This window comes from Candidatus Poriferisodalis sp., assembly GCF_965237655.1.
In the GTDB taxonomy this organism is placed as follows: Bacteria; Actinomycetota; Acidimicrobiia; order Acidimicrobiales; family Poriferisodalaceae; genus Poriferisodalis.
The window spans coordinates 371,177-386,429 of record NZ_CBDEGB010000001.1 but is presented as its reverse complement, the minus strand read 5'-3'; the positions used below and the strand labels follow the sequence as shown (position 1 = coordinate 386,429).

Genomic DNA, 15,253 nt, shown 5'->3' with positions numbered 1-15,253 from the left:
ATGCCTACGGCGATTCCTATTGCTATGCCGGCGCCGATGTTGCCCATTAGCGCGCCTAGGCCTACGCCTGCTCCAACTCCTATTGCGATGCCTAGACCGAGGTTCCTGTTCGCGCCCATGCTGTGCTCCGGCCGTCGGGCAGTGCAACGTTACGCCCTGTTGATCTGGTGGAGCTGACGGGACTCGAACCCGTGACCCCCTGCTTGCAAAGCAGGTGCTCTTGCCATCTGAGCTACAGCCCCGAAGGATCGAAGGCATCTGAGGGTACCGGGCCTTCATTTGGGTGAATACCGTCGAACCCGACGCGCTGTGCCGCCGCGGGGCAGGCTTGAGGGTTGGTGCCCGACACATCAGATCTGACGCCCTCCGGGGAATCTGCGGACCCCGCAGCCCCGTGGTCGGTCGCGGCGGCGGCGTTCGCTGCGAACTTCGTGACGTTCGGGATTCTCTTCTCGTTCGGGGTGTTCCTGACGCCGATCGCCGACGACTTCGGCACCACCACCGGGCCTGTGGCCGCGCTGTTCTCCACGGCCATCAGCACCTACTACCTCGGCGGTGCCATCGGGGGTCGGATCGGCGATCGTTTCGGCGCTCGACCGCTGGTGGCGGTGGCCGCGCTGGCCATGTCGGGCGGTTTGCTCGGGACGGCCTGGTCGTCGGCGCTATGGCAGACCTACGCGGCCTTCGGCGTGCTTGTCGGGCTCGCCACGGGGTTCTGCTATCCCTCGATGATCGGCCTGATCGGGCGCAGCTTCAGCGAGCGGCAGCGTCCGGCGGCGATGGGGTTCCTGCTCGTCGGCGTCGGTGCGGGGACGTTGGTGATGCCGTGGCTGGGACACCAGCTGATCTCGGCGATCGGGTGGCGGCAGACGTATGCGGTGCTGGCTGCGGTGGCGCTCGTGGTCATCGGCTGGGCCGCCACACGGGGCGACCGGGTTCGCACGTCGGGCGCCCGGCTGATGCGCATCTCGTTGCTGGCACGGTCGCGCCGCTTCCTGCTGTTCTTCGCGGCCGTTGTTGCGATCGGGCCGGGTTTCTATGCGCCGGTCGCGTTCTACAACGACTACGCGGTCGACGCCGGCGTGGCGCCGGGTCTGGCCGCCGGGCTGATTGGCATTTCCGGGGCCACGAGCGTTGTCGCCCGTCTGGCGTGTGGCGCGCTGGGCGGCCGGGTTGATCCCATGTGGCTGTGCCGGGCCGCGTTCGCCTGCCTGACTGCTGCGCTGGCGATCTGGTGGGTTTCCGGTGGCAGTGCAGCGGTGCTGGTCATCAGTGCCGTCACCCACGGTGTGGGGTGGGCGGTGTGGGTGACCGCCACGCCGTCGGTGCTGGCTGAGTGGTACGGCGTGGAGAACCTCGGCGGTGTCATCGGCATCTACTACACGGGCCTGGGGGTCGGCGGGCTGGTCGGCCCAGCGGTGTGTGGATTCGTGATTGACGCCGCCGGTTTCGGGCCCGCCATTGCGCTGGTCACCGTCACCAGCCTGATTGCACTGGGCCTGCTGACGCTGCCGATGCGCGACGGGGCGGTTGCAAGCTCCAGTCGAACTTGAGGCCTGAGCGGCACGGCCGCACGCTGCGTCGGGCACCGCGCCAAGCGGCTCGACTGAGACCGGTCTGCTAGGAAACCCCGCATGAACATGCCTGCCATTTCCCTGGCCGCAGTGCGCGGCCGTCGTGAGCGCACCCTCGAGATTGCCGCTGAGATCGAGCAGCGCGGCTTCAGCGGGATTTTCTGCCCGTCGATGGGCGACCCCGTGGCGCTGTGCCAGTCGATCGCCCACGTCACGAACGAAATCGTCTTTGGGACGTCGGTGCAGCCGATCTACTTCCGCAACCCCGTCGACATGGCGTCGACTGCGGCGTTCATTCACGAGATCTCCGGCGGGCGATTCCGGCTGGGCATCGGCGTGACGCACGGGCCGGTGCACGATCGTCTGGGCATCACGCCCGGCAAGCCGCTTGCGGACACACGGGACTACATCGCCGCCATGGAGGCTGCTTCACAGCAGCACGGCGAGCTGCCGCCGATCATGCTGGCCACGCTGCGCCAGCGCATGGCCGAGTTGTCAGCCGAGATCAGCTCGGGTGCGGTGTGGGCGAATGCAAGCTGCAACGATTTCGCCAACTCGGTGGCGCACCTCGGCGACGCCAGCGAGCGGGACGATTTCTTTGTGGGGAACATGATTCCGACCGTCATTGACGACGACCGGGCTGCCGGGGCGGCTCGCAATCGCAAGACGCTGGCCGGTTATGTGGCGCTGCCGAACTACCGGAACTACTGGAAGCAGGCCGGCTGGGTCGATGAGATGGAAGGTGCGGAGGCCGCTGCTGCCGCCGGCGATACGGAGGCGTTGCATCGGGCGATGACCGACGACTGGCTGTCAAATGCGACGCTGTACGGCTCAGCTTCTGAGGTGCGGGACGGGGTCGAGGCGTGGTTCGACGCCGGGTGCAAGACCCCGATCCTCGTGCCGTCGAGCACGAGCGGCGGCCAGCTCAAGGCGCTCGAGGAGATGTTCGACGCGTTTGCGTGAGCCGCGGGCGCGGCATCGCCGCCGGGATCAGTACAGCGCACGACAGCGGGCCCGGAAACGTCGCGCAGCGCGCAGTTACGCTGCGGGGCATGCACATTGAGCTGTTCGGATTCGACACGAGCCCTGCGCGTTTCGAGGCCAGCATCCGCGACGCCGCGGAGCAGGGCTTCAGGCGCTACTGGACCCCGCAGATCTTCGGCCACGACGCGCTGACCACCATTGCCGTGGCCGGCCGTGATGTGCCGGACATCCGCATGGGGACTGCCGTGGTGCCCACGTACCCGCGCCACCCGATGATGCTGGCCCAGCAGGCGCTCACCACCCAGGCCGTCGTCGGTGGGCGGTTGGACCTGGGCATCGGCCCGTCGCACAAGCCCGTGGTGGAGGGCATGTGGGGCTACTCGTTCGACCGGCCGATTGCGCACATGCGCGATTACCTGACGATCCTGACCAAGCTGCTCACGGACCGACGCGTCTCCCACGGCGGCGATGCCGTGGTTGGGCGTGGCGAGATCACTCCCCCGGCTGCGGACGCGCCGCCCGTGTTCGTCGCTGCGCTCGGCAGCCAGATGCTGCGCCTGACCGGCCGCATGGCCGACGGCACGTTCACCTGGATGACCGGTCCGGCGACGCTGCGGAATCACACGGCGCCGACCATCAACGAAGCGGCCGCCGAGGCCGGTCGCGCCGCGCCGCAGGTCGTGGCTGGCTTCCCGGTGTGCGTTACCGACGACGTCGACACCGCCCGGGCGCGGGCTGCCAAGGACCTAGTGGTGTACGGCACCCTGCCGAGCTACCGGGCAATGCTCGATCGGGAGGGTCTCGGCGGGCCCGAGGACATCGCCATCATCGGCAGCGCCACGGAGGTCTCCGACCGCATCAGCGCCATGGCGGACTGCGGCGTGACCTCATTCTCCGGCTCGGCCTTCGGCACCCTCGACGAGCAGGCCGACACCCGCGACACCCTCATCGGCCTGCTCAGCTAATCACTGACGGACGGCGTCGCTCTCGCTTGTGGCTTCGGGGGCGGGGCGCAGGCCTACGAATACTGCGGCTAGGGCTGCTAGGCCCACCACGATGCTGGTCCACACGTTGATGCGCAGGCCGCCTAGCTCGGTGGCGTTGTCGATGCGGAGCAGTTCGATCCAGACTCGTCCGGCGGTGTAGCCGAACACGTATGCCGCGAACAGGTAGCCGGTGCGCAGGCGGGGCAGCGCTTTGGGAACCAGCCAGACGAGCGTCGCTGCCAGCGCCAGGTTCCACAGGGCTTCGTAGGCGAACGTCGGATGAAACGTCTCTTCAAGGCCGTAACCGGCGACACGATGTGCCTGGTCGATCTCAAGTGCCCACGGAAGATCGGTGGGGCGCCCGTACAGCTCCTGGTTGAACCAGTTCCCCAGCCGGCCGATGGCCTGGGCCACCGCGAGCGCCGGTGCCAGTGCGTCGAGCATCGTCGGGGTGCTGTGCCCGCCGCGGCGCAGCATCCACACCGCTAGCAGGACGCCAGCGGAGATCCCGCCCCAGATGCCCAGGCCGCCCTGCCAGATCTTGGGAATGTCGCCGAGGTTGTTCCGATAGCGATCGAAGTCGGTGATGACGTGATACAGCCGGGCGCCGAGGAGGCCGGCCGGCACAACCCAGATCGCGATCGTCCCGACGAGGTCGCTCGCTCCGGCCATGTACGAAGCGTCCTGGCCAGCGATGGCCCGGCGCCAGCGGCGGCTGGTGATCCACACCGCAACCAGCACGGACAAGCCAATGGCAACGCCATAGGCTCGAATGTCGAGCGGTCCGAGCGAGATGTAGCTGCGCGATGGGCTCGGGATCGCCGCGAGTGCATCTGCGATCGGAAAGAGGGGGCCAACAGCCATGACGCAGCAAGGGTACGCACAGTGGCTGGAAGCAGAGGGTCGGCGGCTCAATGAGATCGCCGCCCGGGCCGAGAGCACGCCCGGCGACTGGCAGCGGCCCATCCCGGAGTGCCCCGGTTGGGACCTCGAGGGGCTGATCGGTCACTGTGCCGGCGTGTGGACGTTCGTCGGCTCCAGCATCGCCGCAGCCGGCCCCGTAGACCGCGACAGCATCATCCAGCCCGACTGCACGCTGTCGCAGTGGCATGCCGACGCCCTCGCCCGCCTCACAGCCGAACTCGCCGCCCGGAACCCCAGTGATCCCTACTGGAGCTTCAGCCCCCGAGACCAGACCATCGGGTTCTGGCAGCGACGCATGGCCAACGAAGCCGTGATGCACCGCTGGGACGCCGAATCCGCGTTCGACGGCACGCCGAATCCGATCGATCCCGCCGCGGCCGTCGACGGCATCGACGAAGTCTTCGACTTCTTCCTGCCGGTGCGTCAACCGACGGTCTTCGCCGGCAACGGCGAGACCATCCACCTGCACGCCACTGATGCCGACGGTGAATGGGTCATCACTCGGACATCCGAAGGCCTTGAGGTGGAGCATGTGCACCGCAAGTCGGATGTGGCCGTCCGGGGGCCAGCACAGGATTTGATGCTGTTCGTGTGGGGCCGCATCGGTCCCGAGACACTCGAGACGTTCGGCAACTACGAACTGCTCGAAGACTGGCAGCGCGAAGTGCGCATCTGACCGGCTGAGCTCGCTGGGCTGACCCGGCGCAGCTGTTCGGTTGCAATTGCGGCCGAGCTACAGGCGGGCGCCCTCGTAGGCAGCGGCGCGCACGCCCCGTTCCGCCAACTCCGCTAGCCACGGCAGCGGGTCGTCGAGCATCCCGAGCCCCCACGCCCCCGAAGGCAGCTCGTCGGCTAGTGCCCATCCCGTGGCAGTAGCGGCCACGGCGGCAGCCGCCGCGCTCGGATGGTCGATCACGCCGAGCACATCGGTGCAGTGACGGCCGTCCCGCATGCCTCGCAGCTCGACGCGCACTCCCCCAGGCCCGCCTTCGGGATGGGGTGGGCGCAGCATCGGCAGCATCGCAGTCAGGCGATCGCGGCGGGTTCCCGCAACACGCGCCGTCACCCGTTCGATGTCGTTGAATGCCGGCACCAGCAGCAGCGCGTCCGCGAGCGCAGCCCGGTAGCAGTCGCGCGCACCGAGCGGATCAGGAAACCACACCAGTTCCCGGCCCGAGCCGCCCCGCCGGCGGCGCCAATCCCCGTCCCGCCAATCGATCGAGGTCCCGGTCCGGGCACGGTGCAGTTGGCGCTGGGAGGCAGGACCTCCCGTGCCCACACGAGCAATGTGAATCTCGGTCACCATGTCGAATTGCGCAGCACCGTGGCGTGCCAGCAAGCAGCTGTACCCGGGCGAGAATCCCGCCCCGACCACGACGGACTTCTTGGCGTTCTTGGCCCGCTTGTCGAGTGCAAGCAGTTGCTCCACATCGCTGACGGCGCCTGACAGCGACACCACGTGGGCGCCGCGCTCGAGGGCCTTCTCCGCCAGCGCAGTGTGGCCACCGCTCGGCAGGCTGAGTATCACTACATCGACTTCGGGCAACGAGCCCGGTTCCACGACCTCGACATCCACGTCGAGCAATTGCGAGGCAAGCCCACGCAGCCGGTCGGTGTGGCGCGAGCCCAGCACCAGGCGATCCACATCCTCTCGTGAGGCCAGCTGCCGGGCGATGCGCCGACCGACCGCTCCCGCGCCAATGACTGCTGCCGAACTCATCGGGAGATCACCTGATCACCGCAGGTCGGGCCCTGATAGCTCACGCCAGCTGCCCTCGCGGCGAGGCACGTCTTGGGAAGAACGCAGGCGCAAGATGAAGGTGACCAACCCGCCGACAACGCTGGCGAGCAGCACCCGCCGAAGAAAACTCACCATGACTGCTTTGGTCTGTGTGGGGCTAGATGGAATCGAACCAACGACCTCACCCTTATCAGGGGTGCGCTCTAACCGACTGAGCTATAGCCCCGCGAAGTTGCTCACACTACAGCCCGCCTGCGGGCACATCCAAGTGCGAATTCTGGTCGAGCGCTCAGCGGGCGGGCGGACGGCGCTCGTCCTCCAGCACCGTGACACGCACGCCGCCGGTGAGATCGCTGATCAGATTGAACATGATCGCCATCACCACGTTGAAGGCGACACCGACGGTGGCGACGATGAGACCGATGATCCGGGCGCGCTGGTAAATGACCATGCCGTCGATCATCCAGCTCTCGTACGAGCCCACTTCGGTGATGAACGATTCGACCTTGTCGACCAGACCTGACCGCTGAGCCGCATTCCACAGCAGCACGCCCGCGGCCAGCACCGCGACATACAGGCAGGCATAGAGCAGCACCGACACCTTGAAGACCGACCAGGGATCGATGTGGCGAAGGATCCGGTGCGTCCGCCGCACTCGGGCCCGGCGCTGGCTGAGCCATTTCCAGCGGACGGGCTCCATTTCCTCTGCAGGGGGCGGGGCATCGGGGCCCGGCGGCGCGTGCGGAATCTGGGGCGGGGCATCGGGGCCGGCCAGCGGCCCGTCGGGCACCGGAGCGCGGCGGCGACGGGAGCGACCCGCTGGGGTGATGCCCAGCGCTTCAGCAAACAGCTCGTCGGTGGGAGTTGGTCCGCTCGGCTCCGGCGACGGCGGCGCCCCACCGGATGTCCCCTCGGCCACGCTTCGCAGTGTAGGAGTCAGCCGCCAGACAGCCCGTCAGGGGAGCCGGGCACCAGGCCGGGCAGCGGGCCCAGCGGCAACGACAGCGGTACTTGTGCCGCCGCGGCTGCCGAGGCGCGCTGGCCGTCGAGCTCCACGACGACTTCGACCTGCACGGTGCCGTCACCGATGTGGAGATCAAAGGCGAGCAGCGTCCCGCCGGCATCGCGAACGGCGGCAGCTGCCGCGCCGGCATCGGGCAGCACACCTTGGGGGACCTGGCTGAGATCCGCCCCGGCCAGCGTCGCCAGGGCTGCGGCGTCAGCAGCGGTCTGGGCACGCGAACTCGCCAGCGCAGCATGACCCCAGCGAGCGACGAGGCCCAATCCGACCAGCAGTCCAAGCGCCAGCAGCGCCACCGGCAACGCGGTCTGACCGCACTGGCTCTGCCGGAAAGGCGCGACCGGCGCGACCGGCGCGACCGGCGGGGCTTGAACGAGCACAGCCGACGTCATCGAGCGACGTTACGCCCGTGAGCTCTCCTCGGCCGAAGAGATTTCGCCAGGTTGCGTGTCGGCATCATCGGGTTCGGGCACGTCGACCTCAAGGTCGACAGGGGCAATCGCCACCACGGTCTCGCCGTCGCCCAGGGCCATTGCCCGCACGCCGGAAGCTGCGCGGCCCTGCCGAGAAATATCCACGACGCGAGTCCGGATGAGCACACCGCTCGACGACACCAGCAGCACCTCATCGTCGGGGCCGACCAGCCGCGCACCCACGACATGAGCCTTCGCGTCCGGCAGCTTCACAGCGATCATGCCGAGACCGCCGCGTCCCTTGCACCCGAACAGCGCCGCAGCGGTGCGCTTGGCTGTCCCGGTGCTCGCCACGACCAGCAGGTCACGCTCGTCGTCGGGCGACAGCGCATCAGCAGCAGCCACCGTGTCGTCACCGCGCAGGCGCATGCCCCGAACGCCAGCTGCAACTCGGCCCATCGAACGCACATCGTCTTCTGAGAACCGGATAGCCCGCCCCGCTCGCGACACGATCATCACGTCGTCGTTGCCCGAAGTCTCGAGCACACGGACCAACTCGTCGCCGTCGCGCAGGCTCAACGCAATGAGGCCATTGGAGCGGATGTTCTCGTACGCGCTCAGCGCAGTCTTCTTGGCCAGACCTTGGCGCGTGATGAACATCAGGTACCGGTCCGAGGGGAACTCCCGCGCCTCCACCACCGCCTCGACGCGCTCGCCAGCGGCCAACTGCAGCAGGTTCACCAGCGCGGTTCCGCGCGCGGTGCGGTTCGTGAGCGGCACCTCGTAGGCCTTCAGCCGGTGCACCCGGCCGCGGTTGGTGAAGCACAGCAGCCATGCGTGTGCCGTAGTGAGCATCACACGGTCCACGACGTCGTCGTCCTTGAGCCGGGCGCCTTGCACGCCACGCCCGCCACGACCCTGAGTGCGGAACATGTCAGGCGAAGTGGCCTTCACATAGCCCTCGCGGGTGAGCGTCACCACCAGCGGCTCGTCGTCGATCAGGTCTTCGGCGTCCATCTCGCCCGGATCGGTGACGATCTCGGTGCGCCGGGGAATTGCGTGATCTGAACGCAGCGCGCTCAGCTCGTCGATGATCACCTGCCGCAGCCGCGCATCGTCGCCGAGGATGGCTTCCAGTTCGGCAATGGTGCGTGTCAGCTCAGCCAGTTCGTCAGTCAATCGGGTGCGGGCCAGCCGGGTGAGGCGGCTCAGCTGCATGTCGAGAATGTGGTTCGCCTGCTCGCCACTGAACGACATCGGCTCAGCGCACAGGCCCTCGAGCGCTGCAGCGCGATCTGCACAAGCGCGTATCAGGGCGATGATCTCGTCGATCAGGTCCAGCGCTCGCAGCAGGCCTTCCACGATGTGCGACCGAGCACGCGCCACGTCCAGGCGATGCTGACTGCGCCGCGTCACCACCTCGATCTGGTGGCCGACATAGGCGACCAACGCACTCCGAAGGTTCAGCGTGCGCGGCACCCCGTCGACGAGCGCCACCATGTTCACCGCAAAGCTGGACTGCAGCGGCGTGTGCTTCCACAGGTTGTTGAGCACCACATTGGCCGGCGCTGACGGCCGCATCTCGATCACGAAGCGCGTCTTGCCTTTTGCGGACTCGTTGCGCAGCTCGGTGATGCCGTCGATGACCTTGCGGTTCACCGCATCGGCAATCTTGCGTTCGATGCCCTCGACGGAGGTCTGGTACGGGATCTCGGTCACCACGATGCTCGACCGCCTGCCGTCTTCGACGATCTCGGCCCGGGCGCGCATCTTCACCGAGCCGCGGCCGGTCGTCATCGCCTCCCGTGCGCCGGCTCGACCCAGCATCCGGCCACCCGTCGGGAAGTCGGGTCCGTGCACGAACGCCATCAAATCCTCGACGGTGGCGTCGGGATGGGAGATGAGATGAATCGTGGCGTCGATGATCTCGCCGAGGTTGTGCGTGGGGATGTTGGTCGCCATGCCGACCGCGATACCCTGACTGCCGTTGACCAGCAGGTTCGGGAACCGTGACGGCATCACCAACGGCTCAGTGCGGGAGCCGTCGAAGTTGGCGGCAAAGTCCACCGTCTGCTCGTCGATGCCCTCCGCCATTGTCATGGCCAGGTTCGTCAGGCGGCACTCGGTGTAGCGGTAGGCGGCGGGCGGGTCCGACGGCGAGCCAAAGTTGCCGTGCGGGTCGATCAGCTTGTTCGCCAGGCTGAACGACTGGCCCATCCGAACGAGTGCGTCATAGATCGAGCCGTCGCCGTGGGGGTGGTAGTTGGCGATGACATCGCCGACCACGGTGGCGCACTTCTTGTGGGGACGGTCCGGTCGCAGGCCGGTGTCGAACATCGACCAGAGGATCCTGCGATGCACCGGTTTCAGGCCGTCACGCGCATCGGGCAGTGCCCGGGACGTGATAACTGACATGGCGTAGTCCAAGAAGGACTGCTCCATCTCGGTCTGGATCTCGATATCCACCACGCCGGTTCCAGCGCCGGTGTCACCGCTGTCGGGTTGGTCGTCGCTCATGGGGTATCGGGCCGGTGATCCATCGTTGTGCTGGGCCTAGACGTCCAGGAACCGGACGTCGCTGGCGTTGTTCTGGATGAAACCCCGGCGGGCTTCCACGTCGTCACCCATGAGGACGCTGAAGATGAGATCCGCTGTGGCGGCCTCGGAGAGCGTGACGCGCAGCAGGGTCCGGCGAGCCGGATCCATCGTGGTGTCCCACAACTCTTGGGCGTCCATCTCACCGAGGCCCTTCAGGCGCTGGAACTCGTTGCGGTGGTTGGTCCGCTCGGAAAGGAATGCCGTCTTTGCGCGGTCGTCCTTGAGGTACACCGTCTCGGACCCGACCTTGGTGGAGTACAGCGGTGGCTGCGCGATGTACACGCAGCCGAACTGCAGCAGATCGCGCATGCGATGGAAGAAGAACGTCAGCAGCAATGTGCGGATGTGACTGCCGTCGACGTCGGCGTCGCATAGCAGGATCACCTTGCGGTACCGCACCCGTTCGACGTCGAATCCGCCTTCACCGGTCGCGCCGTCGACGCCAGCACCGATTGCCGAGATCAGCGCGCCGATCTCGTTGTTGTCGAAGATGCGCTCGGGGCGGCTGCGCTGAACGTTGAGGATCTTCCCCCGAATCGGCAGGATTGCCATGGTGGCGGGGTCGCGTGCCTCCTTGGCCGATCCCCCAGCCGAGTCGCCCTCGACGATGTACAGCTCGGACTCGTCGGGATCGCTGGATGAGCAGTCGGTGAGCTTGCCGGGAAGACCGGCGCCCCGCAGCGCCGACTTGCGCACGGTGTTGCGTGCCTTCTGAGCGGCAATTCGGGCCCGGCGAGCGTCGACCGCCTTGCCCACAACCAGCTTGGCCTCGCTCGGGTGTTCCTCGAACCATTCGCCGAGCCCAATGTAGGCAGCCTTCTGCACCAGGCTGCGCATTGCGGTATTGCCCAGCTTGGCCTTGGTCTGGCCTTCGAATTGCGGCGACTCCATGCGGACGCTCACCACCGCAGTCAGCCCCTCGCGGATGTCGTCGCCCTGGAGGTTCCCATCGTCGGGGCGCAGCATCTTGCGATCGCGGGCGTAGGCGTTCACGGCCGAGGTCAGCGCAGAGCGGAACCCCTCAGCGTGCATGCCTCCCTCGATCGTGTTGATGCCGTTGGCGAAGCTGTGAATGCCATCGGTGTTAAAGCCGTTGTTCCACTGGAAAGCGATCTCCACCTCGTCGCCAGCTTCTGCCGCTGACAGGTAGCCGACACCGTCGAACAACGCCTCGGACGTTTCGTTCAGGTGCCGCACGAAGTCGCGAATGCCACCGGGGTAACAGAACTCGTGGCGGGCGGGCTCGGCCCGCCGCTCGTCGGTGAATCCGATGCGCAGACCCGCGTTCAGGAACGCCATCATCTGCAGCCGCTCGGTGAGCGTCTGCGCCCGGAACTCGACGTGATCGAACACCGTGGAGTCGGGCTGGAAGGTGATGGTGGTGCCAGTGTTGGCATCGGGCGAGGGGCCGATGTCGGTCAGCTTGCCGACAGGCTCGCCGCCGTCGCGGAACTGCAGACGCCAACGCCGACCCTCGCGGTCGATGATGGCCTCCAGCTCCGAGGACAGGGCGTTGACGACCGACACGCCGACCCCATGCAGTCCGCCGGACACCTTGTAACCGGCGCCGCCGAACTTGCCTCCTGCGTGCAGCACGGTCAACACGACCTCGGCAGCCGACTTGTCGGGATACTGCGGATGGGCCTCAACGGGAATGCCTCGACCGTTGTCGAAGACACTGCATGTTCCGTCTGCCTGCAGGGTCACCTCGATGGAGGTGCAGTGCCCTGCCATGGCCTCATCGACGGCGTTGTCCACCACTTCGTAGACGAGGTGGTGCAGGCCGCCCGGACCGGTCGAGCCAATGAACAACCCGGGCCGTTCACGCACGGGCTCGAGGCCTTCGAGCACCGTGATGGCATCGGCGTTGTAGTCGCCTACGACTGGGTTGTTGGGTGCTGGCGCGCTGCTACTAGGCGCATCTGTGCCGTCGACTGGGATCGCCGCGGTCGGCGCCAAGGTGGCGTCAGTCACTGTGCGAGTCGGGGTCTCCGGCGCGGCATGGATCAGCTCTGTCTCCAAGTCCGGGTCCTGGTGTCCAACGGCACTCTTCCTAGCGCTTCAGTCTACCGGAGAGCGAACCATTTTCGGTGCCAAAACGCTCGCGGAAAGGGAAACAAAACCGCAGGTCACACTGGGTTTTTTACGTTATCCGGCAGGACGCACACGCAGGTGCAGTTCTGAGATGGTCGCAGCACCGGTTTCAGCGTTCAATGCAGCCAGAATCCGGCTGGAGTGATAGCGCAATTCCGTCGCCCAAGCGGGGTCGTCGACAACAACGATCAAGCGGCCGGCTTCGAGCCGCTCGGGCTGCGCGTGGGCCGCAATCGCCTCGCCCACGGCTTGGGCCCAACGCTCGCCCAGGTCGATCGCCCGACCCCGCGAACCGAAACCAGAGGTGACGGCCCGCAGCGAGTCCTTGATCGGCCGAGGCTCGCGCCCAGTTGTGCCGTGGCGACGTCTCTTCATCGGATGCCCATGCTCGCACGCCTCATGACGCAAACCGGTCAGTCGGTGCTCTCGCTGACCTGAGCGTCTTCAGGGGTCGCCTCGCCGTCGCGGATCTGGATGTGGCGGCGAATCTCGATTCCCGGCGGCACGTGCCCAGTGGCCGACGTCACCACGGTCTGTGCGGAAGGAAGGCAGCCGACGAGACGTTGAGCGCGGCCCTCATCGAGCTCGGAGAAAACATCGTCGAGCAGGATGACCGGCTCGATACCGCCGATCTCGGCTGTGTAGCGGTGCTGCGCCAGTCGCAGCGCCAGCGCAATGCTCCGCTGTTCTCCCTGCGAGGCGTGCGTCCGTGCCGGCAGCCCGTCCAGGAAGATCTCCATGTCGTCGCGGTGTGGGCCCACTGTGGTGGTACCGCGCCGCAGATCGTCCGAACGCGCCTGATCCAAGGCGACGGCGAGCGTGCCGTCGCGCCACGGGGCTGCGTAGGACAACTCCAACTGAACTGTGGTCCCGGCAAGTCGGTAGTAGGCGTCCTGTGCAGGAGGCGCCAGTGCAGTGCACAGGGCGGCGCGGCGGGTCGCAACCGTCTCGCCAGCAGCAGCGAATTGTGCATCCCAGACCTCCAGCGTGGTCAGGGCTTCGTCGTCGAGACGCGTGCCCGCCTGCTTCAACAGGTTGTTGCGCTGGCGCAGGATCCGTTCGAAATCGAGTCGCGCCGCGCGGTACTCGCGATCGGTGGCGGACAGAATGTCGTCGAGCAGCTCCCGCCGCACGGCTGGGCCGCCCGCAGGGATCGACAGGTCCGCTGGGCAGAACACCACGGCGCTGACCACCTCGGCAAGATCGCGCAGCGACCGCACACGCTGGCCGTTCACCTGGGCCCGGGAACGGCCAGCCGCGGCAATCTCCATCTCCACCAGGTACTTGCGGCGCTCCCGGCGGATCTCGGCGCGCACGTAGGCCCGCTCGCAACCGGCCCGCACAACAGTCTCCGCGCTCGCCCCGCGGAACGAACCCGACCCATCCAGCATCGCGATGGCCTCGAGCAGGTTCGTCTTGCCGTGCCCGTTGGGCCCGACCACGAGCGTCCGGGCCTCGTCAAGCGACAGCTGGGTAGATCGATGGTTCCGAAAATTCTCGATACTCAGCCAGGCAACGATCACAAGAGCTGGCTCTGGCGGCGGCGGTTCAGCTGACTACGACACCCGCACTGGCATCAGCAGGTACAGGAACTCGCCGTGGCCAGGCGTTCGAAGCACGGCGGGCTTGAGGGCATCGAGCCGCACCAACTCGACGGTGTCGCCGCCGGCAGCATCGAGGCCTTCGATCAGGTAGTCGGGGTTGAAAGCGACTGTGGTCGGCGTTCCCTCGTACGTGGCATCGATTTCCTCGCTCGCGCTCCCGACGTCCTGGGAGATGACCGTGAGTTCGATGCTGTTTTCGCGCAACTCCATTCGCAGCGGCGCATTCGTGTCGCGTGCCAGCAAGCGGAGCCGGCGAGCCCCGTCGAGCAACGCGGCACGGTCCACCTCCAAGCGGTTGTCGTGCGAGTCGGGGATCAGCGGTTCATAGCTCGGGAAGTCGCCCGCAATGAGACGACAGGTCACCTGGGCGGTTTGAGACTCGTCGGAGACTTCGAAGGTGACTTCACGTTCGCCCAGCCGCATGGTCACGTCCTTGCTGGAGTCCAAGATCCGTCCGAGCTCCTCGAGTGCTCGCGACGGAACCAGCACTTGTTGCCCTGGCGCCAAGACTTGCGCCTCGGGCAGGTCACGCAGTGCCAGACGGTAGGAGTCGGTGGCTACGAGGCGCAGTCCGTCTCCGCGAGCTGCCATGAGCACACCAGTCAGAATCGGTCGGGCGTCGTCGGAACTTGCAGCGCGGACAACCTGCCGGAAGGCTTGCGCCAAGTCGCCAGCAGGAACGGTCACGCTGTCTCCAGCCGGCTGAGGCAGTGCCGGGAAATCGGCTGTCGGCAGGGTCCGTACGGAGAACTGCGCACGTGCCCCGGTGATCTGCACTTCGTCGTCGGTCACTTCCAGGCTGATCTCGCCGGCAGGCAACGCTCGGGCGATATCGGTCAGGAGGCGAGCTGGGACGACCGTCTCGCCTTCGGTCTCTACCGGAGTCCGCAGCTGGGTCCGCACGGTCAGGTCCAAGTCGGTTCCCGTGACCGTGAGGCCTTCGCCGTCAGCACGCAGATGCAATCCGGTGAGTACGAACAACCCGCCACCGCGCGCATTGACCCCACGGCTCGCCAAGGTCAGCTGGTCGACCAGTGCATCTCGTTCAATGCGCAATTTCACGGGCGGTTCTCCTTGGCCGTACGAGACCGATGAGACAGACAATTTTCAATGTGATGGTTGAGACTTATTCAGTAGTGGTTATAGGGGCTGTGAATTGTGGACGGCGAGCCGTTTTCGCAGATCAGCGCCATGTGGCCGTCAACAGTCTTGCTTGCCGCGTCCACAGCTACACCCTCCCTTTTCCTGTATCGCTGGCGCAGCGGTGGAAAAGCACGACTTTTCCCGAGCTTTGTCGAGAACTTTTCCACTCAT

General features: G+C 66.7%; 14 protein-coding genes and 2 tRNA genes. 4 read left to right on the top strand and 12 right to left on the bottom strand.

Annotation, left to right across the window (positions count from 1 at the left end):
* Positions 1 to 165 precede the first annotated feature (165 nt).
* Positions 166 to 242 (bottom strand) — tRNA-Ala (locus ACPXYO_RS01975).
* Positions 243 to 338: 96 nt separating this feature from the next.
* Here ACPXYO_RS01975 and ACPXYO_RS01970 point away from each other — a divergent pair.
* The 3 genes from ACPXYO_RS01970 (at position 339) to ACPXYO_RS01960 (ending at position 3,523) form a co-directional block, all read left to right on the top strand.
* Positions 339 to 1,553 carry an MFS transporter gene (locus tag ACPXYO_RS01970; protein WP_423916223.1) on the top strand — a complete coding sequence of 405 codons (1,215 nt, stop codon included), beginning with the start codon at positions 339 to 341 and terminating at the stop codon, positions 1,551 to 1,553.
* Positions 1,554 to 1,634: 81 nt separating this feature from the next.
* Positions 1,635 to 2,537: an LLM class flavin-dependent oxidoreductase gene (locus tag ACPXYO_RS01965; protein WP_423916220.1), complete on the top strand. Its 903-nt coding sequence runs from the start codon at positions 1,635 to 1,637 to the stop codon at positions 2,535 to 2,537.
* 89 nt (positions 2,538 to 2,626) lie between these two features.
* A complete protein-coding gene (locus ACPXYO_RS01960) occupies positions 2,627 to 3,523 on the top strand; it encodes a TIGR03564 family F420-dependent LLM class oxidoreductase (RefSeq protein ID WP_420622231.1) in 897 nt (298 codons plus the stop codon).
* Here ACPXYO_RS01960 and lgt read toward each other — a convergent pair whose 3' ends face one another.
* Entirely contained in the window at positions 3,524 to 4,408 is an 885-nt protein-coding gene (gene lgt, locus ACPXYO_RS01955) for a prolipoprotein diacylglyceryl transferase (protein ID WP_423916218.1), read from the bottom strand.
* On the opposite strand from lgt, the gene ACPXYO_RS01950 reads away from it, so the two are divergent.
* Entirely contained in the window at positions 4,407 to 5,144 is a 738-nt protein-coding gene (locus tag ACPXYO_RS01950) for a maleylpyruvate isomerase family mycothiol-dependent enzyme (RefSeq protein ID WP_423916216.1), read from the top strand. The genes lgt and ACPXYO_RS01950 overlap by 2 nt on opposite strands.
* A 57-nt stretch (positions 5,145 to 5,201) precedes the next feature.
* On the opposite strand, the gene ACPXYO_RS01945 is transcribed toward ACPXYO_RS01950, so the two are convergent.
* The 10 genes from ACPXYO_RS01945 to dnaN all read right to left on the bottom strand — a co-directional run bounded on the left by ACPXYO_RS01945 (position 5,202) and on the right by dnaN (position 15,001).
* Entirely contained in the window at positions 5,202 to 6,188 is a 987-nt protein-coding gene (locus tag ACPXYO_RS01945) for a saccharopine dehydrogenase NADP-binding domain-containing protein (protein ID WP_423916215.1), read from the bottom strand.
* A gap of 15 nt (positions 6,189 to 6,203) precedes the next feature.
* Positions 6,204 to 6,341: a hypothetical protein gene (locus ACPXYO_RS01940; protein ID WP_423916213.1), complete on the bottom strand. Its 138-nt coding sequence runs from the start codon at positions 6,339 to 6,341 to the stop codon at positions 6,204 to 6,206.
* Between the two features lie 20 nt (positions 6,342 to 6,361).
* Positions 6,362 to 6,435, bottom strand: a tRNA-Ile gene (locus ACPXYO_RS01935).
* A gap of 63 nt (positions 6,436 to 6,498) precedes the next feature.
* Positions 6,499 to 7,128: a DUF3566 domain-containing protein gene (locus tag ACPXYO_RS01930; RefSeq protein ID WP_423916212.1), complete on the bottom strand. Its 630-nt coding sequence runs from the start codon at positions 7,126 to 7,128 to the stop codon at positions 6,499 to 6,501.
* A gap of 17 nt (positions 7,129 to 7,145) precedes the next feature.
* Positions 7,146 to 7,622: a pilus assembly protein TadG-related protein gene (locus tag ACPXYO_RS01925; RefSeq protein WP_423916210.1), complete on the bottom strand. Its 477-nt coding sequence runs from the start codon at positions 7,620 to 7,622 to the stop codon at positions 7,146 to 7,148.
* A gap of 9 nt (positions 7,623 to 7,631) precedes the next feature.
* Complete coding sequence (gyrA, locus tag ACPXYO_RS01920) at positions 7,632 to 10,160, bottom strand: DNA gyrase subunit A (protein WP_423916208.1); 2,529 nt, start codon at positions 10,158 to 10,160, stop codon at positions 7,632 to 7,634.
* Positions 10,161 to 10,196: 36 nt separating this feature from the next.
* Positions 10,197 to 12,263 (bottom strand): DNA gyrase/topoisomerase IV subunit B, encoded by a 2,067-nt coding sequence (locus tag ACPXYO_RS01915; RefSeq protein WP_423916206.1) that lies wholly within the window; start codon positions 12,261 to 12,263, stop codon positions 10,197 to 10,199.
* A gap of 126 nt (positions 12,264 to 12,389) precedes the next feature.
* Complete coding sequence (locus ACPXYO_RS01910) at positions 12,390 to 12,710, bottom strand: DciA family protein (RefSeq protein WP_423916204.1); 321 nt, start codon at positions 12,708 to 12,710, stop codon at positions 12,390 to 12,392.
* A 38-nt stretch (positions 12,711 to 12,748) separates the two neighbouring features.
* Positions 12,749 to 13,858, bottom strand: a complete 1,110-nt coding sequence (recF, locus tag ACPXYO_RS01905) for a DNA replication/repair protein RecF (RefSeq protein WP_423916202.1) — start codon at positions 13,856 to 13,858, stop codon at positions 12,749 to 12,751.
* Between the two features lie 33 nt (positions 13,859 to 13,891).
* Positions 13,892 to 15,001, bottom strand: a complete 1,110-nt coding sequence (dnaN, locus tag ACPXYO_RS01900; RefSeq protein ID WP_423916201.1) for a DNA polymerase III subunit beta — start codon at positions 14,999 to 15,001, stop codon at positions 13,892 to 13,894.
* Positions 15,002 to 15,253: the final 252 nt, after the last annotated feature.